18 protein-coding genes, 1 tRNA gene and 1 pseudogene are annotated in these 18,729 nt (G+C 71.9%); 9 read left to right on the top strand and 11 right to left on the bottom strand.

Features of this window, described 5'->3' with window-relative positions; genetic code table 11:
- Positions 1–134 precede the first annotated feature (134 nt).
- From QOL88_RS11720 to QOL88_RS11710, 3 genes are all read left to right on the top strand, one after another.
- Positions 135–2,291, top strand: a complete 2,157-nt coding sequence (locus tag QOL88_RS11720) for a transglycosylase domain-containing protein (RefSeq protein WP_179879102.1) — start codon at positions 135–137, stop codon at positions 2,289–2,291.
- Between the two features lie 59 nt (positions 2,292–2,350).
- Entirely contained in the window at positions 2,351–3,628 is a 1,278-nt protein-coding gene (locus tag QOL88_RS11715) for a polysaccharide deacetylase family protein (RefSeq protein ID WP_097216383.1), read from the top strand.
- Between the two features lie 105 nt (positions 3,629–3,733).
- Positions 3,734–4,906: an amidase domain-containing protein gene (locus QOL88_RS11710; RefSeq protein WP_097216382.1), complete on the top strand. Its 1,173-nt coding sequence runs from the start codon at positions 3,734–3,736 to the stop codon at positions 4,904–4,906.
- 19 nt (positions 4,907–4,925) lie between these two features.
- Here the strand turns inward: QOL88_RS11710 and QOL88_RS11705 are convergent, their stop codons facing one another.
- Both QOL88_RS11705 and QOL88_RS11700 read right to left on the bottom strand, forming a co-directional pair.
- Positions 4,926–6,326: a coiled-coil domain-containing protein gene (locus QOL88_RS11705; protein WP_097216381.1), complete on the bottom strand. Its 1,401-nt coding sequence runs from the start codon at positions 6,324–6,326 to the stop codon at positions 4,926–4,928.
- Between the two features lie 74 nt (positions 6,327–6,400).
- On the bottom strand, positions 6,401–7,228 hold the full coding sequence (locus tag QOL88_RS11700) for a DUF4097 family beta strand repeat-containing protein (RefSeq protein ID WP_097216380.1): 828 nt from the start codon (positions 7,226–7,228) through the stop codon (positions 6,401–6,403).
- Positions 7,229–7,439: 211 nt separating this feature from the next.
- Between QOL88_RS11700 and QOL88_RS11695 the strand changes: the two genes are divergently transcribed.
- Positions 7,440–7,514, top strand: a tRNA-Val gene (locus tag QOL88_RS11695).
- 75 nt (positions 7,515–7,589) lie between these two features.
- Here the strand turns inward: QOL88_RS11695 and QOL88_RS11690 are convergent.
- Positions 7,590–8,141 (bottom strand): hypothetical protein, encoded by a 552-nt coding sequence (locus QOL88_RS11690; protein WP_097216379.1) that lies wholly within the window; start codon positions 8,139–8,141, stop codon positions 7,590–7,592.
- Between the two features lie 178 nt (positions 8,142–8,319).
- Between QOL88_RS11690 and QOL88_RS11685 the strand changes: the two genes are divergently transcribed.
- Entirely contained in the window at positions 8,320–8,745 is a 426-nt protein-coding gene (locus QOL88_RS11685; protein WP_257027719.1) for a DUF6153 family protein, read from the top strand.
- A 51-nt stretch (positions 8,746–8,796) separates the two neighbouring features.
- A complete protein-coding gene (locus QOL88_RS11680; protein WP_097216377.1) occupies positions 8,797–9,471 on the top strand; it encodes a DUF305 domain-containing protein in 675 nt (224 codons plus the stop codon).
- A gap of 15 nt (positions 9,472–9,486) precedes the next feature.
- Here QOL88_RS11680 and QOL88_RS11675 read toward each other — a convergent pair whose 3' ends face one another.
- Both QOL88_RS11675 and QOL88_RS11670 read right to left on the bottom strand, forming a co-directional pair.
- Positions 9,487–9,849 (bottom strand): DUF8825 domain-containing protein, encoded by a 363-nt coding sequence (locus QOL88_RS11675; protein WP_097216376.1) that lies wholly within the window; start codon positions 9,847–9,849, stop codon positions 9,487–9,489.
- Positions 9,850–9,900: 51 nt separating this feature from the next.
- Entirely contained in the window at positions 9,901–10,797 is an 897-nt protein-coding gene (locus QOL88_RS11670) for a ketopantoate reductase family protein (protein WP_097216375.1), read from the bottom strand.
- Between the two features lie 102 nt (positions 10,798–10,899).
- Between QOL88_RS11670 and QOL88_RS11665 the strand changes: the two genes are divergently transcribed.
- Entirely contained in the window at positions 10,900–11,130 is a 231-nt protein-coding gene (locus QOL88_RS11665; protein WP_097216374.1) for a DUF2277 domain-containing protein, read from the top strand.
- A 41-nt stretch (positions 11,131–11,171) separates the two neighbouring features.
- Here the strand turns inward: QOL88_RS11665 and QOL88_RS11660 are convergent, their stop codons facing one another.
- The 6 genes and pseudogenes from QOL88_RS11660 to QOL88_RS11635 all read right to left on the bottom strand — a co-directional run bounded on the left by QOL88_RS11660 (position 11,172) and on the right by QOL88_RS11635 (position 16,882).
- A complete protein-coding gene (locus QOL88_RS11660) occupies positions 11,172–12,458 on the bottom strand; it encodes a phosphatase PAP2 family protein (RefSeq protein WP_283445924.1) in 1,287 nt (428 codons plus the stop codon).
- Between the two features lie 128 nt (positions 12,459–12,586).
- Entirely contained in the window at positions 12,587–13,183 is a 597-nt protein-coding gene (locus tag QOL88_RS11655) for a DedA family protein (protein WP_097216373.1), read from the bottom strand.
- A gap of 285 nt (positions 13,184–13,468) precedes the next feature.
- On the bottom strand, positions 13,469–13,921 hold the full coding sequence (locus QOL88_RS11650) for a DoxX family protein (RefSeq protein WP_097216372.1): 453 nt from the start codon (positions 13,919–13,921) through the stop codon (positions 13,469–13,471).
- A gap of 83 nt (positions 13,922–14,004) precedes the next feature.
- A pseudogene (locus tag QOL88_RS11645) lies at positions 14,005–14,403 on the bottom strand (FAD/NAD(P)-binding protein); the annotation flags it as partial.
- A 118-nt stretch (positions 14,404–14,521) separates the two neighbouring features.
- Positions 14,522–16,159, bottom strand: a complete 1,638-nt coding sequence (locus tag QOL88_RS11640; protein ID WP_097216371.1) for an alkaline phosphatase D family protein — start codon at positions 16,157–16,159, stop codon at positions 14,522–14,524.
- 78 nt (positions 16,160–16,237) lie between these two features.
- A complete protein-coding gene (locus tag QOL88_RS11635; protein WP_097216370.1) occupies positions 16,238–16,882 on the bottom strand; it encodes an HNH endonuclease family protein in 645 nt (214 codons plus the stop codon).
- A 390-nt stretch (positions 16,883–17,272) separates the two neighbouring features.
- On the opposite strand from QOL88_RS11635, the gene QOL88_RS11630 reads away from it, so the two are divergent.
- Positions 17,273–17,854 (top strand): TMEM165/GDT1 family protein, encoded by a 582-nt coding sequence (locus QOL88_RS11630; protein WP_031109598.1) that lies wholly within the window; start codon positions 17,273–17,275, stop codon positions 17,852–17,854.
- 207 nt (positions 17,855–18,061) lie between these two features.
- Positions 18,062–18,721 carry an HAD-IA family hydrolase gene (locus QOL88_RS11625; protein WP_097222944.1) on the top strand — a complete coding sequence of 220 codons (660 nt, stop codon included), beginning with the start codon at positions 18,062–18,064 and terminating at the stop codon, positions 18,719–18,721.
- The last annotated feature ends 8 nt before the right edge of the window (positions 18,722–18,729 follow it).

The raw sequence follows: 18,729 nt of genomic DNA, 5'->3' as shown, positions 1-18,729 counted from the left end.
GGAGCCGTACAGGCGGGGGATGACGAGGGATCGCTGCCGTCGACCACCGCAGCCAAGCCCTTCCGCGCGAGCACCACCGTAAGCGGGAGGGAGACGCAGCCGTGTCGAAGGATGGGCGGGAACCGGACGAGACCATGCAGTTGAAGGTCCCCGACTCCGTGCACGCGGACGAGACCATGATGTTGCGCGTCGTCGGGGCGGCCTCGACCGACCAGGCGGACACGGCGTCCGGCGCGGCGAAGGACGGGAGCGCACCGGACAGATCGCGTCGCCGGCGCAGGGCTCCCCGGCCCTCCCCCCTGACCCGTCTCACCGCCGCCGCCCCGGGGCCGGCCCGACTCGTCGCCCGCGCCGCATCCGCCGCCCGCCGCCTGCGGCCCCGTTACCCGCACGCCGACCGCACCGGCTGGCGGCGCTGGGCGCCCTCCTGGCGGCAATGGCTCGGTGCCGCGCTGACGTTCACCGGCCTGAGCGTCGTCCTCCTGGGCTCCGCCTACGCCGCCACCGACATCCCGGAGAACCTCAACTCGTACGCCACCCAGCAGGACAACGTCTACTTCTGGTCCGACGGGACGCCCATGGCCCGCACCGGCTGGGTGCGGCGGCAGGCGATGCCCCTGAAGGACATACCCGAGGACGTCCGCGGGGCCGTGCTGGCGGCGGAGAACGCGAGCTTCTACAGCGACCCCGGCATATCCTTCAGCGGCCTCACCCGAGCCGTGTGGCGCACCCTCGGCCAGGGGGAGACCCAGGGCGGCTCCACCATCACCCAGCAGTACGTCAAGAACGTCTACCTCAACCAGGACCGCTCGGTCGGCCGCAAGTTCACCGAGGCCATGCTCGCCCTCAAGCTCGACAACGAGATGAGCAAGGACGACGTCCTCGAGGGCTACCTCAACACGAGCTGGTTCGGCCGCGGCACCTACGGCATCCAGCGCGCCGCCCAGGCCTACTACGGCAAGGACGTCGGCGAACTCGACGCCGGTGAGGCCGCCTTCCTCGCCTCCCTCCTCAAGGGCGCCGCGCTCTACGACCCGGCCCTGAGCGAGGCCAACCACGACCGGGCGGTGGAGCGCTGGTCCTGGATCCTCGACCGCATGGTCGACACCGGCGCACTGTCGAAGGCCGAGCGGGCCCGCTACAAGGAGTTCCCCGAGCCGCTGAAGCGGGCGCCCGGGTTCGACACCGGCAAGCAGAGCGACTACCTCGTGGAACTGGCCGCCCAGTACGCCAAGAAGGCGGCGCACCTCTCGGCCAGGGAGTTCGACCTCGGCGGCTACCAGATCTACACGACCTTCGACCGCAAGCAGGAGACCGCGCTCACCGACGCCGTGGACAAGGCCCGCAAGAAGGCGCGCAAGGACGACCCGGCCAAGGCGAAGTCCCTGCACTTCGGCGCCTCCTCGGTGGCCACCGACGGGCGCATCCTCGCCGTCCACGGCGGCCCCGACCACCGCGAGCAGGGCTACAACGAGTCGAACGCGACCACCGTCCCCGCCGGTTCGGCCTTCCTGCCGTTCGTCTACGCCGCCGCCCTGGAGCACGGTGTGCACACCACCCGCGACGGCGCCGCGGCCGAGGTCACCCCCCAGACGCTGTACGACGGGGACGACGGCATCGCCGTCAGGACACCCGAGGGCCCCTACTGGGACCGCGGCGGCAAACAGGTCACCTCCCACAACGACGGCGGGAAGTCCTACGGGCGGATCGGCCTGGGCCGGGCGCTCGCCCTGTCGGTGAACACACCGTTCATGCAGCTCGGCATGGACACCGGCCTGGACACGGTGCGGGACACCGCCCAGCGGGCGGGCCTGCTCCCCTCCAGCTTCGGTCCGCAGGTGCCCGCGATGTCCCTGGGCAGTGCCACGCCCAGCGCGATCCGCATGGCGAGCGGATACGCCACGTTCGCCGCCGCCGGCAAGCACGTCGAGCCGTACTCGGTGGCCCGGATCACCCGCAACGGCTCCGGGGTCCCGCTCACCGAGCCCGGGTCCCGCCGCGCGGTGAAGGCGAGCGTGGCCGGGGCGGTCCAGTCCGCCCTCACGGACGCCTTCCGCACCGCCCGCCCGGGGGCGGTCACGACCGCCACGGTGGCCGGGAAGGCCGGTACCACGCAGAACGACACCGCCGCCTGGTACGTCGGCACGGCCAACTCCGTGTCGACGGCCGTGGTGGCCTATCGCATCGACCTCACCAAGAGCCTCGAACCCCTGCCGCTGGACGGGATCGCGGGCTCTGTCGGCGACAGCGTCCCGTACCGCATCTGGTCCGGTGCCCGCGGCATCGGCTGACCCCCACCCAGGACCCCGCACCCGGGCCTCCGCCCCCTCCCTCGCAGAATGAGCCGCGCATGAAACAGCCGTCCGGCCGCCGCCGCCGATCCCGCGCACCCCGCCGCACCACGCCCCCGGGGGTCCTGACTCTCGCGGCGCTCCTCGTCGTCGCGTCCCTGGTCGGGGGATATCTGGCCCTGACCCGCTCGGACACCACCACCCCGACCGCCTCCTCCGGAGCCCGCAAGGGAACCTCCCCGAAGCCGCACCAGGAGCCCCGGTGGGACGGCAAGCCGAAGGTCCTCGGAGACGGCTCCACCTCCTACACCGGCCCGCAGAAGGGCCAGTTGAAGCCGGTGCCGCTCAAGCCGGGGGAGAAGCCGCCCCAGTTCGTGGTCTTCTCCTGGGACGGCGCGCTGCAGGGCGACGACGCGCTCTTCTCGCACTACCGGGAGCTGGCCGAGGAGTACGACGCCCACATGACCTTCTTCCTCACCGGCATCTACCTGCTGCCCAAGGCCAGGAAGGAGCTGTACTCCCCGCCCCAGCACGCCAAGGGCTCGGCGGCGATCAGCTTCGCCACCGACGAGCACATCCGCACCACACTGGAGCAACTCGGCAAGGCGTGGCAGGGCGGCAACGAGATCGGCACCCACTTCAACGGCCACTTCTGCGGCAAGAAGGGCGGCGGTGACTGGAGCGTCGCGGAGTGGAAGAGCGAGATCGACCAGTTCTACGCGTTCACCGAGAAGTGGAAGACCAACACCGGCTTCCAGGACGTCGACCCGCTGCCGTTCGACATCAGGAAGGAGGTCACCGGCGGCCGCGCTCCCTGCCTGGAGGGACAGAAGAACCTGCTGAAGGCCGCCAAGGACTACAAGTGGCGCTACGACGCCAGCTCCGCCGGCGACTTCCAGATATGGCCCGCCAAGAAGAACGGCATCTGGGATTTTCCGTTGCAGATGCTCCCGTACGAGGGCGGCAAGTACCAGGGCCTCTCGATGGACTTCAACTTCCTCTACAACCAGTCCGAGGGCGAGACCGAGGGCGACCCGGCGAAGTACCCCGAGTGGGAACAGGAGACCGTGGCCTCCTACATGTCCGGCTTCAACCGCGTGTACTACGGCAGCCGGGCCCCGCTGTTCATCGGCAACCACTTCGAGGACTGGAACGGCGGCATCTACATGCGGGCCGTCGACCAGGTCGTCAAGGACATGTGCACCAAGAAGGACGTCAAGTGCGTGTCCTTCCGGGAACTGGCCGACTGGCTCGACGTGCAGAAGCCCGGGACCCTTCAGCGGCTGCGCGGCCTGGACCCGGCGCAGTCGCCCGACTGGTCGACGGTCGTGAAGTGATCACGCCAAAGTAACGGCCGCAGCACCCTTCACAGCAGCCACACACTCCATGCGAAGATCGCCTACCCCGGCAACCCTTTGGCCGGGGCAAGAGGGGAAACACCAGTGAAATCACGGAAACTGAGCGGGACGCGACGTCGCGTCACGATACTCGGGGCCGCGGCGACCTCGGTCGTCGCCGGAGTGGCCCTGCTGCCCAACTGGAGCGCGGGCGCGGCGGTCGTCGACGATCCGACGGTGGACGCGCGGACCAAGGCCACCTTCCAGCGGCTGGCGGACGCGGTCTTCACCGACCGCACCAACGCCCTGGTCGACGGCGGGCGGGCCGGCGCGGACAAGCCGCTGACCGACGCCTTCTCCGGCGACGTCGCCCTGTCCTCCGGCACGGCCCGCACCGAGGACGCCACGCTGTCCGAACTGGGGCAGCGCAAGGAGCAGCTGGCGAAGGCCGGCGAGACGTACGGCAAGGCCAGCACCACCGTCACCCTGAACGCCACGCGGGTGACGGGCCGTACGGCCAAGGCGGACGTCACCGAGACCACGACGCTGACCTACGCCCGGGCGCGTGGCAATGCGCCGAAGACCACCGGCTTCCAGGCCCGGCACGAGCTGACCTTCAAGGCCGACCGGCAGGGCGACTGGCGGCTGACCGGCATCCGCGACACCGACGAGGGCGGTCTCGCGGTGAACACGCTCTCCAAGCCGGCCCCCGTCAAGGCGACCACCGCCGCCGACAACACCACGCCGAACGCCCCGCGCGCGGCCATCACCCGCAACCCGGCCGCCGCCCCGAAGACCGGCACGACGTACGACTACAAGGCCATGGCGGCCTACGCCGAGAAGTACTGGAACGTCTACAACAAGGACTACCCGGACTTCAACGGGCACGGCGCGGGCGGCGACTGCACCAACTTCGTCAGCCAGTCGCTGAAGGCGGGCGGCTGGAAGCACGCCCCCGGCTACGTGTACGACTACACCAAGTGGTTCGGAAACGCCGACATCCAGTCCGACTCCTTCGTCGGCGTCAACGAGTGGTCCTGGTTCGCCCAGAACTCCAAGCGGACCACGCCGCTCGCCAACGTCTTCCAGCTCGAGGTCGGCGACGTCCTCCAGATGGACTTCGACCGGGACGGGTCCAAGGACCACACGATGATCGTCACGTACAAGAGCGGCGGTGTGCCGTACGTGACCTACCACTCCAACAACACCCTCCGCAGGTCGGTGGCGAGCCTCGTCGCGTCGTACCCGAACGCGTACTACTACGCCTACCGCACCTGAGACCGGGCCGGGGCCGGGCTCAGTGTCCGGCCCCTCGCTCCTCGCGGATCCCGGAGACCACGTGGGCCACTGCCCGGCGGACCGCTTCGGTCTCCGTGAGGAAGTGCCAGTAGTCGGGGTGGCGGCCCTCCAGGGTGGCGACGGCGCGGTCCAGCCGGGCCACGGCGTCGTCCAGGGGGCGGGCGTGGCGCGGGTCGGGGGTGTTGCGGCCGGCCATGGCGAGGCGCTGGGCGTCTCGGATGGCGAAGCGGGTGCGGTCGATCTCCTGCTGGGGGTCCTTCTGCACGGCGTTCAGCCGGTGCAGGCGGTCCCCGGCGGCCGAGACGGCCTCGTCGGTGCTGTTCAGCAGGGCCCGCACGGTCGACAGCAAGGCCGTGGCGTCGGCCCAGCGCTGTGCGCCGCGGGCGGTGTGGGCCTCGGCCAGTTTCGCCTCGGCCTGGCGGACGTTCTCGGCGGCGGCGTCGGGGACGTGCTGCAGGTCCTGCCAGCAGGCCGCGGTGAAGCGGCGGCGCAGTTCGCTCAGGGTCGGCTCGACCTGCTCGGAGCGGGTGGTGAGGGCCTGGGCGCGGGTGCGCAGGGAGACGAGGCGGTGGTCGATCTCGGCGGCGCGGTCCGGCAGCCGCTCGGCCTCCACGCGGACCGCCTCCGCCTCGCGGGTGACCCGCTCGGCCCGCTCCAGGGTGTGCGGGACGCCGTGCTGTCCGGCGCCCTGGTTCAGCTTGGTGAGCTCCGGCGAGAGGGCGGCGAGCCGGGCGGCGAGGTCGTCCGCCTTCAGACCGGACGCCCGGACGGAGTCGAGGGCGTTGGAGGCGGCGAGCAGGGCCTGGCGGGCCCGCTCGACCGCGGGGGCCAGGCGGGCCAGCTGCGTCTCGGCCTTGCCGAGGAGGGGGCCGAGGCCGTCGGTGAACCGGTCGAGCTCCTGCTTGACCCGGTCGAGTTCCTCCTTGGCGGCGGTCAGCTCGCCGCGGGCGCGGGAGGCGGTGGAGGCCTCCAGGTCGTCACGGTCGAGGTCGTGGGCGTCGACGGCGTCGATGTAGCGGTGACTGGCCTCGTCGATGCGGTTGCCGAGGGCGTCGAAGTCGGCGACGGCCCGCCGGGCGGCGGGGGAGTCGTCGACGGCGGTGATCGTCTCGATCGAGATGCGCAGGTCGCGCTGGGCGGTGTCCAGCTCGTAGAAGGCCGCGGCGGCGGCGTCCTTGGCGGCCTGGGCCTCGGCCCGCTGGTTCTCGGCCCGGCCGCCGAACCAGCGCCGGGTGCCCCCGCCGGCGAAGGCGGCGGGCAGGGCCAGCGCGGCCAGCAGCGGAAGCCCGACCAGGGTGAGCGTGTCGCGCAGCGGGCCGGGGGTGCGGGGGGTGCCGCCGCGCGCACGATGGGCGCGCGGCGCCGACGGCGAGTCCGGCTGTCCTGGTGTCGCCGTCACATCCCTCTCCCGTGCTGTGGTCCGCCCTGCCCGGTGTCATTCTCCCACCGGTTAAGGACGAACACACGGGCCGGTCAGTTCGCTGTTCGGACCGTCACTTTGCCGTCGCCGGTGTGGGCGGACACCAGATGGGGGCTGGTCTCGTCGCGGGGCACGGACACGTCGACGCCCCCGTCGCCGGTCTCGGTGGTCACGCGGTAGGTGGACCGGGGCACCACGATGGTCACGGAGCCGTCGCCGCTGCGGGACTCGACGCGGTCCGGTACGACGCCGAGTTCGAGGCGGACGGAGCCGTCGCCGGTGTGGGTGCGGACGTCGCGGGAGGAGACGTCCGCCCGGATCGATCCGTCGCCGGTGCGCATCCGCAGGGAACCGGTGGTGTCGCTGACCCGGATCGAACCGTCGTCGGTGCGCAGCTCGACGGGGCCGGTGGTGTCCTGGACGCGGACGGAGCCGTCGCCGGTGCGGATGTTCAGGGGATCGTGGAAGCCGCGGGCCCGCACGCTGCCGTCGGCGACCTTGACCTTGACGGTGATCCCTCGGGGCACCTCGATGCGGTGCTTGGCGGAGCAGTCGACGACGATGCCGGAGCACCTCAGCCGCAGGACCAGCCGGTCCTCCCGCAGGGACCAGGTGGCCTTGGGATCCTTGCCGATGGCGACCGACCCCTGGAACCACCGGGTGACCTCGACCTTGCCCGCCGGATTGCCGTCGGCGGCGACGATCTCCAGGGCGGAGTCGTCGGAGTCGACGGTGAGGGTGCGGCCCTGGAGGCCGAAAGACCGGTGATCGGGGTCCGTGTCGTCCCCGGCGGACGCCCCGCAGGCGCTGAGCCCGGCGACGAGCACCACGACGGCACCGGCGAGGGCGACGGTGCGGGCGGTGGCGGTGCGTGTGGTCATGACGATCTCCCCCTGGACGGACGACGGGCGCTCTGGGGCGCTCTACGACCGTATGGATCGGGGGCCCGCCGGGGGATCCGGGTCACTCCCGGATGTGAGGTGGGGTTAACCCCAGGCGCGGGACCCGCCACGGCCCGCGAAACGGGTTTGCGGGACCGTGCCCCGGGCCATGTAGGCTGTCGACTCGTCCTGGGCGCGAGGCCCGGGAGCCGGGTGCGTAGCTCAGGGGTAGAGCGCCTGCCTTACAAGCAGGATGTCGGCGGTTCGAAACCGTCCGCGCCCACCACACCGAGTTCCACGGCGGAGGCCCTCCAGGGATGTACCTGGAGGGCCTCCGCCGTTGGTCCCGCGTCGGCAGGGCTCAGTAGTTCGCGTTGGCGAGGAGCTCCCCGTCCTTGTCGTACACCGTGACGAGGCCGTTCTTCGACTCGTAGCACGAGGTGAACGCGGAGGCGATGAGTTTGCCCTCGCCCTGGTGGGGGCCCATCAGGCCGCCGCTGAAGTCGGTGAAGACCTCCGCGGCGTCGAGGATGTCGTTGCGCTTGTCCGCGCCGGTCACCTTCGTGACGTGTTCGACCGCCGCCTTCTCCGTCTCCGTGCCGTTCTTGGCGACGCAGTCCCTGAACTGCTCGGCCTGAGGCTTCTCCTCGGCCGCCCCGGCCTTCTCGGCGCTGTCACCCCCGCGCTTGCCGTCGGCGGCGACGGCCTTGTCCTTGTTCGAGGTGTCGCCGCTGTCGTCGCCTCCGCCGCCCGTGGCGACGGCGGCGATGACGAAGAGGGCGATGATGCCCGCGCAGCCGAGGCCCGCGATCTTGCCCACGCCGCGCTTCTTGGGCGGCTGGGGCGCCGGGGCGCCGTAACCGGGCTGCGGCGGGTAGGGCTGGGTCGGCTGCTGCGGGTACTGCTGGCTCATGGGTCCCCCTCGGGATCTTGCGTGTCGTGCGTACGACCTGCCGGGGGAGCCTCGTGGTTGTAGAAGGCTGAACGAGTTCACCTGATGGGAGTACAGCCGGTCGCACAGCCTGCGGCCGCCCGTACGCGCGTGCGCCCCGGGTCGATGCCGGCCCCGGGCCCTTCTCTACGATGAGCGCGTGAACAGCCCCGGGCAGCGTGCTCAGCGAACCGTCGCCCGGCGGTGGCATGTGCTGTGTGTGCTGGGGCTGTTGGCCGGGTTGCTCGGGATGCACGGGCTGGCGCCCGGTGGTGGTCTGCCCCGGCAGGGGCACGGGGAGCGGGCGCACGCCTCGCAGGCGGCCGTGCCCCGGAGTCATGTGCTCCACGAGCCCCGGACCCAGGTCATGCCGTACGGCGACTGCGGTGACGGCGGGCATGTTCAGCACGCCGACCCGACCTGTGCGTCGGGTGCCGTGGGCGGGGGGCCGGTGGTGCCGCCGCTCGTCACCGACCCGGTCCCCGTGGACGAGGGGGAGAGCGCCGTTCGGGCGTATGCCGTCATGGATACGGAGGGTGCCCGGGCCCCGCCTTCCCTCTCCGAGCTCCAGCTTCTGCGGATCTAGACACGTCGTGTCCGAGATCCCCCAGTTCCTCGTAGAAGCAGGAGTTCACGCATGAGCAGCAGCATTCGTACCCTGGCGCGCCGCGCCGCCCTGGTGGCGGCGACGGGCGCCGCGGCCCTCGTCCTCGCCGCGTGTGGCGGTGACGGCGCCGACCGCGCCGCCGGCGGTGCCGGGCACGGCGACGCCGGTGGCCATGCCCCCGCCGGAACCCCGTCGCCCGCAGGCGCCCACAACCCCCAGGACGTCGCCTTCGCGCAGGGCATGATCCCGCACCACCGGCAGGCGCTGGAGATGGCGCGGCTGGCCGCGGACCGGTCCTCCTCCGGGACGGTCAAGGACCTCGCGGGGCGGATCGAGAAGGCGCAGGACCCGGAGATCCGGACCATGACCGGCTGGCTGAAGTCCTGGGGCGAGAAGGTCCCCGGAGGGACCGGAGGCGGCGGCATGGACCACTCCGCGTCGGGCCACTCCGGCATGCCCGGCATGATGGGCGGCGAGGACATGGCCGCGTTGGAGAGGCTGACGGGCAAGGCGTTCGACGTCCAGTTCCTGACCCTGATGGTCGAGCACCACGAGGGGGCCGTGGAGATGGCGGAGACCGAGCAGCGCAAGGGCCGCCACGCCCCCGCCAAGGCCATGGCCGGCGACATCGTCACCGCCCAGAACGCCGAGATCGGCGAGATGAACAAGCTCCTCGGCAAGAGCGAGAGCAAGAGCGACAGCTGACCTGACGGCCGGGCGTCACGGGGTTGTGCCGGTCTCCTCCGGCACAACCCCGTGCGTGTGCTGTGTGTGCTTCAGCTGCGAGCGGGCCGCCACCCGATCGGAGCCGGCGAGCTCGGACCAGTAGCGGTGCGTGCTCACGAACACCGCGAGCTCGTGCTCCCGCTGCCGGAGCTTTTCCACCTCGGCCTGTTCGTCGGCGGTCCAGCCGGGGGAGGCGGGGCGTTCCACCTTGCGCCAGCCGTTGTCGTCGCTGAAGCCGTCCAGCGGCTCCACCGACCAGGGCAGCCGCTTCAGCAGGGCCGACAGCTCGGCCCGGACCTGATGGAGTTCCTCCTGACCGGCCAGGAGGTCACTCGGAAAGTCATAGGTCGTAGCCACGCCCCAATGATACGCCTGTTCGAATTTGGTAGGCGAGTTCCTTCCTGTGGTTCAGGCGAACGGGTGCACCTCCGCCACCACCCGGGCCGCCACCGGCGCCGGGATCCCGTGCCGCTCGGCCGCGCGGAGCAACGCGCCGCCGATGGCGTCCAGTTCGAGGGGCCGCCCGGCCTCGGCGTCGCGCTGCATCGAGGACTTCGTCGACGGCGGGAAGGCGTCGTAGCGTGCGAGGGCCTGGGCCGGGTCCGCCGGGCCGCCGCACGCGCGGCTGATCGCGGCCGTCTCCTCCACCAGGGCGGTCAGCTCGTCGCGGTGGTGGGTGCGGACGTCGCCGAGGGGGAGTCCGTAGCGGGTGGTCAGCAGGGCGAAGGGCGCCAGGAACGACATCTTCGCCCACAGGGTGGCCGTCTCGTCCTCCAGGACGCGGGCGGCCGGACCGGCCGCGGCGAAGGCGTCGGCGAGGGCGTCGAGACGGGGCCGGGGCACGTCCGTGCCGGTCAGGTCGATCTCCGCGAAGGGGCTGCCGTGTTCGACGACGCCCGGCGCGACTCGGGTGGACTCGACGCGGATCACGGCGGGGGCCACCCGGTCCGGCCGGTAGCGGGCGCGCAGGGCCGCCGGATGCTCGACGCCGTTCAGGAACGGCACCACGAGCCCGTCGGACAGCACCGGGGCGGGAACCCGCGCCAGGGCGGTGTCGAGGGCGGTGTGCTTCACGGTGACCAGGCACGCGTCGACCGGCTCCCGCAGCTCGGTGTCGGCCTCGATCCGGGCCGTGAAGTCGCCGAAGCGGGCGCTGCGGACCCGGATGCCGTCGGTGCGCAGGGCCTCGGCGGTCTTCTCGCCGGACAGGCAGATCACGCGGTGGCCGGCGCGGGAGAGCAGGGCGGCGAGCAGGCCGCCCACGCCGCCGGGGCCCAGGACGGCCACGCTGAGTTCGTTCGCCACGAGGAGTTCCTCTCGTCGGTCGGCCCCGGAATGGTGGCCGCCTCGGAGCGATCATGGCAGGCATCTCTGTCGTACGAGGGCCGGGCGGGTGAGACTGGGGGCATGTGCCGGAGTATCAAGACGCTGCGTCCGCCCGCGATGCCCGAAGAGGCCACCGAGGCGGACGTGCGCGCTGCCGCCCTGCAGTACGTGCGGAAGGTGTCGGGATTCCGCGCCCCCGCCGCTCACAACCAGGAGGTGTTCGACCGCGCCGTGGAGGCCGTCGCGCAGGCCACGGCCGACTTGCTGGACGGTCTGGAGGTGCGCGGGGCCGGGGCGCGGAAGGCGAGCTAGGACACCCCAGGAGCTTAGATCCGGTCGGCCCCGAGCCGGTCTCAGACCGCCAGTTCGGGCTGCGGTTCGGGGCGCGCGGCGGGCGCCGGCTCCGCTTCCCACAGCCTGGTGGTCCGCCGGTAGCCGTAGACCACCGAGGCCATCGCCAGCAGGAGGAGCGGGCCGGATATCCACGGGTACGCGGCCATCTCCATCGGCACGAAGCGGTAGGACGCCAGCAGCACGGCGAAGACGACCGTCCCGTAGCCGATCAGCCGGAGTCCAGCCCGGTCCCAGCCGCGGTCGTATGTGCGCAGTCCTGCCTCGACCGTGTACGCGAACACCACGCCGGCGATGAGGTCCACCCCGTAGTGCCAGCCGAATCCCAGCGTCGCGGCGAGCGTGGCGACCAGCCAGAACGTGCCGGCGTACCGCAGGGCGCGCGGCCCCTTGCGGGAGTGGATGAAGATCGTGGTCGCCCAGGCCGTGTGCAGGCTGGGCATGCAGTTGCGCGGGGTGATCTCGTCGAACGGCATCGCGTACGGGGTGATCACCGGCGGCAGGGTGTCCGGCCACAGGTCGGCCGCCGCCCAGTGCCCGCCCTCGGGGCCGTAGGCGAACATCGGCCCGACCACGGGATAGATCATGTAGAAGGCCGGTCCGAGCAGGCCGATCAGCAGGAACGTGCGGACCAGGTGGTGGCGCGGGAAGCGCCGCTCGGCCGCCACGTCGCGCAGCTGGTACAGCGCCACACAGACCGCGGCCACGGCGAGCTGGGCGTAGACGTAGTCGAGGGCGTGCTCGCCGACCGGGCCGCTCGCCCGCAGGAGCCGGCCCGCCAGCCACGACGGGTTGCCCAGCGCGTGGTCGGCCATGGCGACGTACGGGTCGAGGATGAGCGGGCGGGTCTTCGACGTGATCAGCAGCCAGGTGTCACCGGTCTTGCGGCCGGCCACCAGCAGCAGGCCCAGTCCTACGCCCTTCAGCATCAGGACGCGTTCCGGGCCGGTGCGCCGGGTGAGGGCGATGACCGCGATGCCCAGGATCACCCACAGCGCGCCGTTGCCGAACGGGTGGCCCTCGTCGGGATAGGCGCCGGCCAGCCACCGCACCAGCAGGAAGACGAGGTCGATGCCCAGCGCGGCGCCGAGGGCGATGAGCCGTTGCCGCCAGGTGAGCACCACCATCGTCAGCGCCAGGCTCGCGTACAGCAGGAACCCGGACTTGGGGGCGTAGATCACCTCGCGTGCCTGCGCGGTGATCGGCCCCTCGGTGCCGAAGTGGTGCGCGGCGATCTGGAGCGCGACGAGGAACCCGAGCGTGGCCACGCCTGCCGCGACCCACAGCAGCGCCCGTGGGTGCCGCCTCGCGGCGAGGGCGATCCGTCTCGTCCGGGAGGTTTTCCGCGACTCCGTGATGGTCAATGTCTCAGCCGCTTCCAGGTCTGGATGGTCGTGGTGGTGAGCCGGAGCCCGGTCTACGACGTCCGCGGCTCGCGCCGCATCAGGAACGCCGCTCCCGCCCCGGCGGCGAACAGCGCCCCCACCGACACCGCCGTCGCCAGCCAGGTCGCGCCCAGCCAGTGGGCGCCGAACCAGCCGAGGGCGACGCTGTACACGGCCCAGGTGAAGCCGGCCAGGGCCGACCAGGGCAGGAAGTCACGGGCGCGGCGGTGGGCGGCGCCCGCGCCGAGGGAGACCACGGAGCGGCCGGCGGGAGCGAAACGGGCGAGGACGACGAGGGCTCCGCCGCCCCGGGCGAGGGCCGCGCCGAGTCGTTGCTGGGCGGTGGTCAGCCGTCGGGAGCGGGAGATCGCCCGGTCCAGGCGGGCGCCGCCGCGCCAGGCGAGGCGGTAGGCGACCAGGTCGCCCAGGACGGAGGCGGTGGCCGCGCAGAGCGTCAGGGCGAGGATGTCGGGCACGTCGGTCGCCGTGCCCGCTGCCGCCGCCGTGGCCGCCGTGATCACCAGGACGCCGCTGGGCAGCACCGGCAGGAACACGTCGAGCAGCACGGACAAGGCCACCACCGCGTATATCCATGGGCTGCCGATCGGCAGCCCCACTTGCTCCAGCACCGCAACTCCCCGTGACTCCCCCGTGGGCCGGACCGCCGTGCCGCGGTGGCGCGGGGGAGCGGCAGGGGTGGCCATGACAGCCATAGAGCGTACGCCTGGGTGTGAGGGGCGGTTCACGGGGGGCTCATACGTTCGGTGTGGACTGTTCACCTCGGCGCGCCTCGTCCGGCTGTGTCAGCATATGCGCGGTTTTCTCCGCCGACACGCTGATCGCGGTCCGGTACAGACGCAGCGGCGCCTCCCCCGAGGGGCAGGCGCCGCTGTGTGTCCGACGGGGCGGGCGGTTCAGGCGGCCACCGGGGTCTGATCCGCGGAGCGCTGCCCCTGGATCGAGGTGCGCTTGGACAGCAGCCGGTCCAGGCCGAACGCGCCGGAGCCCGTGAAGATCAGCAGGAACATGGCCCAGCAGAACATCGCCGCGCCCTCGCCGCTGTTCTCGATCGGCCACAGGCCCTGGGGCTGGTGGACCTTGAAGTACGCGTACGCCATCGCCCCGGAGGATATGAACGCCGCGATGCGGGTGCCGAGGCCCAGCAGCACCAGGATGCCGCCGACGAGCTCGATGACGGCCGCGTACCAGTTCGGCCAGGCGCCGGTCGCGGCGGTGCCGCCCTTGCCGTCCGCGCCGCCGAGAACGCCGAAGAGTGCGACGGCGCCGTGGCAGGCGAACAGCAGGCCGACGACGATCCGGAACAGGCCGAGCGCGTACGGCTGGGCGCCGTTGAGGCGAGCGGTCATGTGGGGGGTCACTCCTTCGGTTGGCCGGCCCTGGGGAGGCCGGTCGGGGACGGATACCGCGGAGTAGCCCACGTTAGGTGCGCCTAATTGATGCTTGCAAGTTCAACATTTGGCCACTGCTTTAGCTCCCGTTGGGGCTCGATCTCGGGCCCAGCCGCACGTGGAGCGGCTCTCGCCACCGCGTCCACGTCCGAAAGAATGACCGAATCCACCCCTGGGCGGGCTCCCGCGGCGGTCGCCCAGTGCACGCCTTCTGTCGGCACGCCGAACGCGAACCGCCTTGTGTGTGCAACTTCTTGACGAACCATCAGCCGACAGGGGCGCGCTGTGACGCGTCCACCCCCTGTCTCATAACCGTCCACGACGTACGGGCGGCGCTGCCCGCACCGCGGCACACCGCCGGGAGGTCGTCGGCGGTGTGCCGAAGGTCGGGCTCCGGCAGGCGGGCTGCCTATGAGGGTTCTCACACGGACCGCCGGCCCTCCCCCGGGAAGGCCTGACGGTCGCCGTGGGATGCCTCACCGGCCTTACGGGGCACCACCGGTCACAGCGCGACAAACGGGCGGAACGGGGGGCCAGGGGACGAGGGGGTCAGGGGGTTCAGGGGGTGAGTTCGGAGTCCAGCAGTGTCGTCAGGCGGGGGCCCGCCCCCTCGCGGGTCTTGGCGTGCTCCAGTCGCAGCCGGGCCGAACGGCCGCGCAGAGTCAGGGTCATCAGCTGGTTGCCGAACCAGGGGCCGCCCGTCTTGCGCCAGCCGACCGGGGTCTGCGGCAGACGGCCGTGCCGGGCCAGGCCGCGGCCGATGCCCCGTGCCATCGCGCTCCAGCCGATACGGAAGGCCAGCCGCATCGACAGCGGCACCGAGTTGTGGACGGGTGAGCAGACCAGTTGCAGCACCCGGGCGTCCGGGCTCCGGCCGGGCCAGGAGGGCTCGGCGATATAGGCGTGGTGCACGTCCCCGGACAGCACGCACACCGTCGCCGGCGCGTTACGCCCCGAGCCCGCCTCGGCGATCAGCTCCGCCAGCCCCGCGAAGGACTCGGGGAACGCCGACCAGTGCTCCAGGTCGGCGGCGCGCCGCACCTTCTCCCCGAACCGTGCCCAGCGCGCGCCCCGTTCGCCGCCGCACAGTGCCGTGTTCCAGTGCTCGGCGTCGTGCACCAGGTGCGGCAGCAGCCAGGGCAGCGAGGTGCCGATCAGGAGGTGGTCGTAGGCCCCGGGTGTGCCCAGCACCTGCTCGCGCAGCCAGGCTTCCTCACCCGGGTCGAGCATCGCGCGCTTGTCCTCGGCCAGCACCCGGGCGGCCCGGCTGTCCACCATCACCAGGCGTACGCGCCCGAAGTCCCGCCGGTAGCTCCAGCGGGCCGTGGCCGCGTCGGCGTCGGCCCGGGCGACGAAGGCGCGCAGTGCGTCGGTGCCGTCGGGGGTCTCGCGGACCGCCTCGTACACCGGGTCGGCCGCCAGCTCCTCCAGGGACAGGTTGCCCAGGTGCTGGTGGACCCAGTACGACATCAGGCCGCTCAGCAGCCGCTCCTGCCACCAGTCGGTGGAGCGCATGTCGGTGAGCCAGGCGGCGGAGGTGTTCCAGTCGTCGATGACGTCGTGATCGTCGAAGATCATGAAACTGGGCACGGTGGACAGCAGCCAGCGGATGCGCGGGTCGAGCCAGGACTCGTAGTAGAGGTGGGTGTACTCCTCGTAGTCCGCGACCCCGGTGCCCGGCCCCTCCTTGATGTCGCGGCGGCCCGCCAGCCAGCGCTGGGTGGAGTCGGAGGTCTCGTCGGCGTACACCTGGTCGCCGAGCAGCAGCAGCACGTGCGGCCGCTCGCCCTCGGGGTCGGCCGCGAGGCGGGTGGCGAGGGCGTCCAGGGCGTCCGGGCCGACGGGGTCGTCCCCGCCCGCCGGCGGAGAGGCCCAGCGGCAGGAGCCGAAGGCGACGTCGAAATCGCCGTCCGGGCCCGGGGCGTGGATCGCCGAGGGCGGGAAGGGGGAGCCGGGCAGCGGCCACACCTGGGTGCCGTCGAGGAGCACCTCGTACGTCGTGGTCGTGCCGGCCGTCAGGCCCGTCACCGGGACCAGCGCGTAGTGGTGACCCGCGATCTGGAAGCTGCGGGCCGTGCCGCCGGCGCCGTCGGCGCAGCGCACCTCGGCGGTGCACGGACGGCTCGTCTCGACCCACACGGTCGCGGACGAGCCGTCGGTGTACCTCAGCAGCGGTCCGAGGCGCAGTGTGCTCATGTCATTCCCCTCTCCGTCGCCCCGTACGGTACGCAGCGACGGAGGTCAGCGGGGAGGTCCCGACATGAATTCAGCGTGTCAGCAGCTCGCGAGGTAGTTCTGCAGCGCCGACTTCTCGGCCGAGTCGACCGAGAGGCCGTAGTAGTACTTCACCTGCACCCAGGCGCGGACGTAGGTGCAGCGGTACGCCGTCCGGGAGGGCATCCAGGTGGCGGGGTCCTGGTCGCCCTTGGCCTGGTTGACGTTGTCGGTGACCGCGATGAGCTGCGGGCGGGTGAGGTCGTTGGCGAACGACTGGCGGCGGGACGTCGTCCAGGAGTCGGCACCGGAGTCCCAGGCCTCGGCCAGCGGGACCAGGTGGTCGATGTCCAGGTCGGAGGCGGCGGTCCAGGTCGCGCCGTCGTAGACGGAGTACCAGCTGCCGCTGGTGGCGGCGCAGGAGGAGTCCTGCTGGACGTTCGAGCCGTCGCGCTTGAGGACGACCTCGCGGGTGTTGCAGGCGCCGGACTGGGTGATCCAGTGCGGGAAGAGGTCGCGGTCGTAGCCGGTGCGGTCCTCGGTCGCGACGGTGAGCGAGGCGAGGTAGGTGCGGGCGGTGGCGGCGCTCACCGGCGTCGGGAGGGCGGCGGAGGCCGTGGGGGCGTTGAAGAGGGCCACGGAGGATATGAGCGCGGTGGCCGCCGCGGCCATGCTCAACCGTCGACGCGCGTAGAACCTGGGCATGCGAACTCCCTGGGGAGAGGGGGGTGTTGGCTTGCGAGCGAGGGGAATGCTCGCGGTGCCGTGTTGCGCACAGATGTGCGCCCGGTGAGAAGTTAGTGACGCGGTCATGACATGACAAGGTTCGAGGCGGAACTTTTCACTTCGGGCGCGTCCCGTACCATGGACGGCGCAGAAGGGGAGTAGCTCTTCGCCGGACCGTCGACATACTGCTCAGCCCGCCTGAGCCGGCGCCCGGAGGCGGTCCTTTCCCAGGACCCGCCAGCGAGACCTTCGGCAAAGCAGTGCACGCCCGTGCCCCCGGCGCGGGTCCCGAATGTGCTGCCGTGCCGAGGTGTCGTGTGCGAAGGTCCAGCACTCTCGGTGGGGCGGCCCCGACCGATTGAGGAACCCTTGATCAGCCTGACCGTGACGGCCGTCGTCTTCGGCGTCGTCTTCCTCGCAGAACTGCCGGACAAGACCGCCCTCGCCGGCCTCGTCCTCGGCACCCGCTACCGCGCCTCCTACGTCTTCGCCGGTGTCGCCGCCGCCTTCGCGCTGCACGTCGTGCTGGCCGTCGCGGCGGGCAGTGTGCTGACGCTGTTGCCGCAGCAGATCGTGCAGGCCCTCACGGGCGTGCTCTTCCTGGGCGGGGCCGCGGTGCTGCTGCTGAGGAAGGGCGAGGACGAGGAGGAGGTCCGCAAGCCGGAGAACCAGTCCTTCTGGAAGGTCTCGGGTGCCGGATTCATGCTCATCCTGGTCGCCGAGTTCGGTGATCTGACCCAGATCATGACCGCGAACCTGGCCGCCCGGTACGACGACCCGCTCTCCGTCGGCCTGGGTGCGGTGCTCGCACTGTGGGCCGTGGCGGGGCTCGGCATCGTCGGCGGCAAGGCGCTGATGAAGAAGGTGCCGCTGCGGCTGATCACCCAGATCGCGGCGCTGGTCATGCTGGCGCTCGGGCTGTGGAGCCTGTGGGAGGCCGTGACCGGCTGAGCCGGGCGGGCTGAACAGTGGGTGAACGTCACAGGGGGCCCCTGGCGCGAAGGCGGCCTTGTTTTGTACCGTGGGGGAACAAAGTGGCCTCCGCCCGTTTTCCCTGACCGGCGGGCGGGGCCGCCTTGTCTCCCCGGGGCGTGCCGGTCGCGATTTGTGGTCCGCCCCCTCCCGCGCTGGAACGCGCCCCGAGCCTTGGAGCTGCCGATGACGGCCACCGCCGTGCTCACCGCCCGCGCCCTCCTGCTGGACATGGACGGCACCCTCGTCAACTCCGACGCCTCGGTCGAACGCGTCTGGCGGCGCTGGGCCGAGCGCCACGGGCTCGACGGCGGCGAGGTCATGAAGGTCGTCCACGGCCGGCAGGGCTACGCCTCCATGGCGCTGCTGCTGCCCGAGCGGCCGATGGAGCAGAACTACGCCGACAACGCCCGGATGCTCGCCGAGGAGACGGCCGACACCGAGGGCGTCGTCGCGATCCCGGGGGCGCCGGAGTTCCTGGCCTCGCTGCGGGGGCTGCCGCACGCGCTCGTGACCTCCGCCGATGTGCCGCTCTCGACGGCGCGGATGGCGGCGGCCGGTCTGGACCTGCCCGAGGTACGGGTGACGGCGGAGTCCGTCGGGGCGAGCAAGCCCGACCCGGAGGGCTTCCTGAAGGGCGCCGCGGAGCTGGGGATCGCCCCCGGGGACTGCGTGGTGTTCGAGGACTCCGGAGCCGGGATAGCGGCGGGGCGCGCCGCCGGGATGACGGTCGTCGGGATCGGGCCCCGGGCCGCGATCCACGAGCCGGACGTGGTGGTGGAGGACCTGACGCGGGTACGGGTGGAGGCCGTGGGCGACGGGACGATCCGCCTGCACATCGGGTGAGCCACGGC

Origin of the sequence: Streptomyces sp. Ag82_O1-12, from assembly GCF_900182715.1 — a bacterium.
Classification (GTDB): Bacteria; Actinomycetota; Actinomycetes; order Streptomycetales; family Streptomycetaceae; genus Streptomyces; species Streptomyces massasporeus.
Note: the sequence above shows the minus strand (reverse complement) of the source record. Positions and strands in the feature narration are given on the sequence as shown.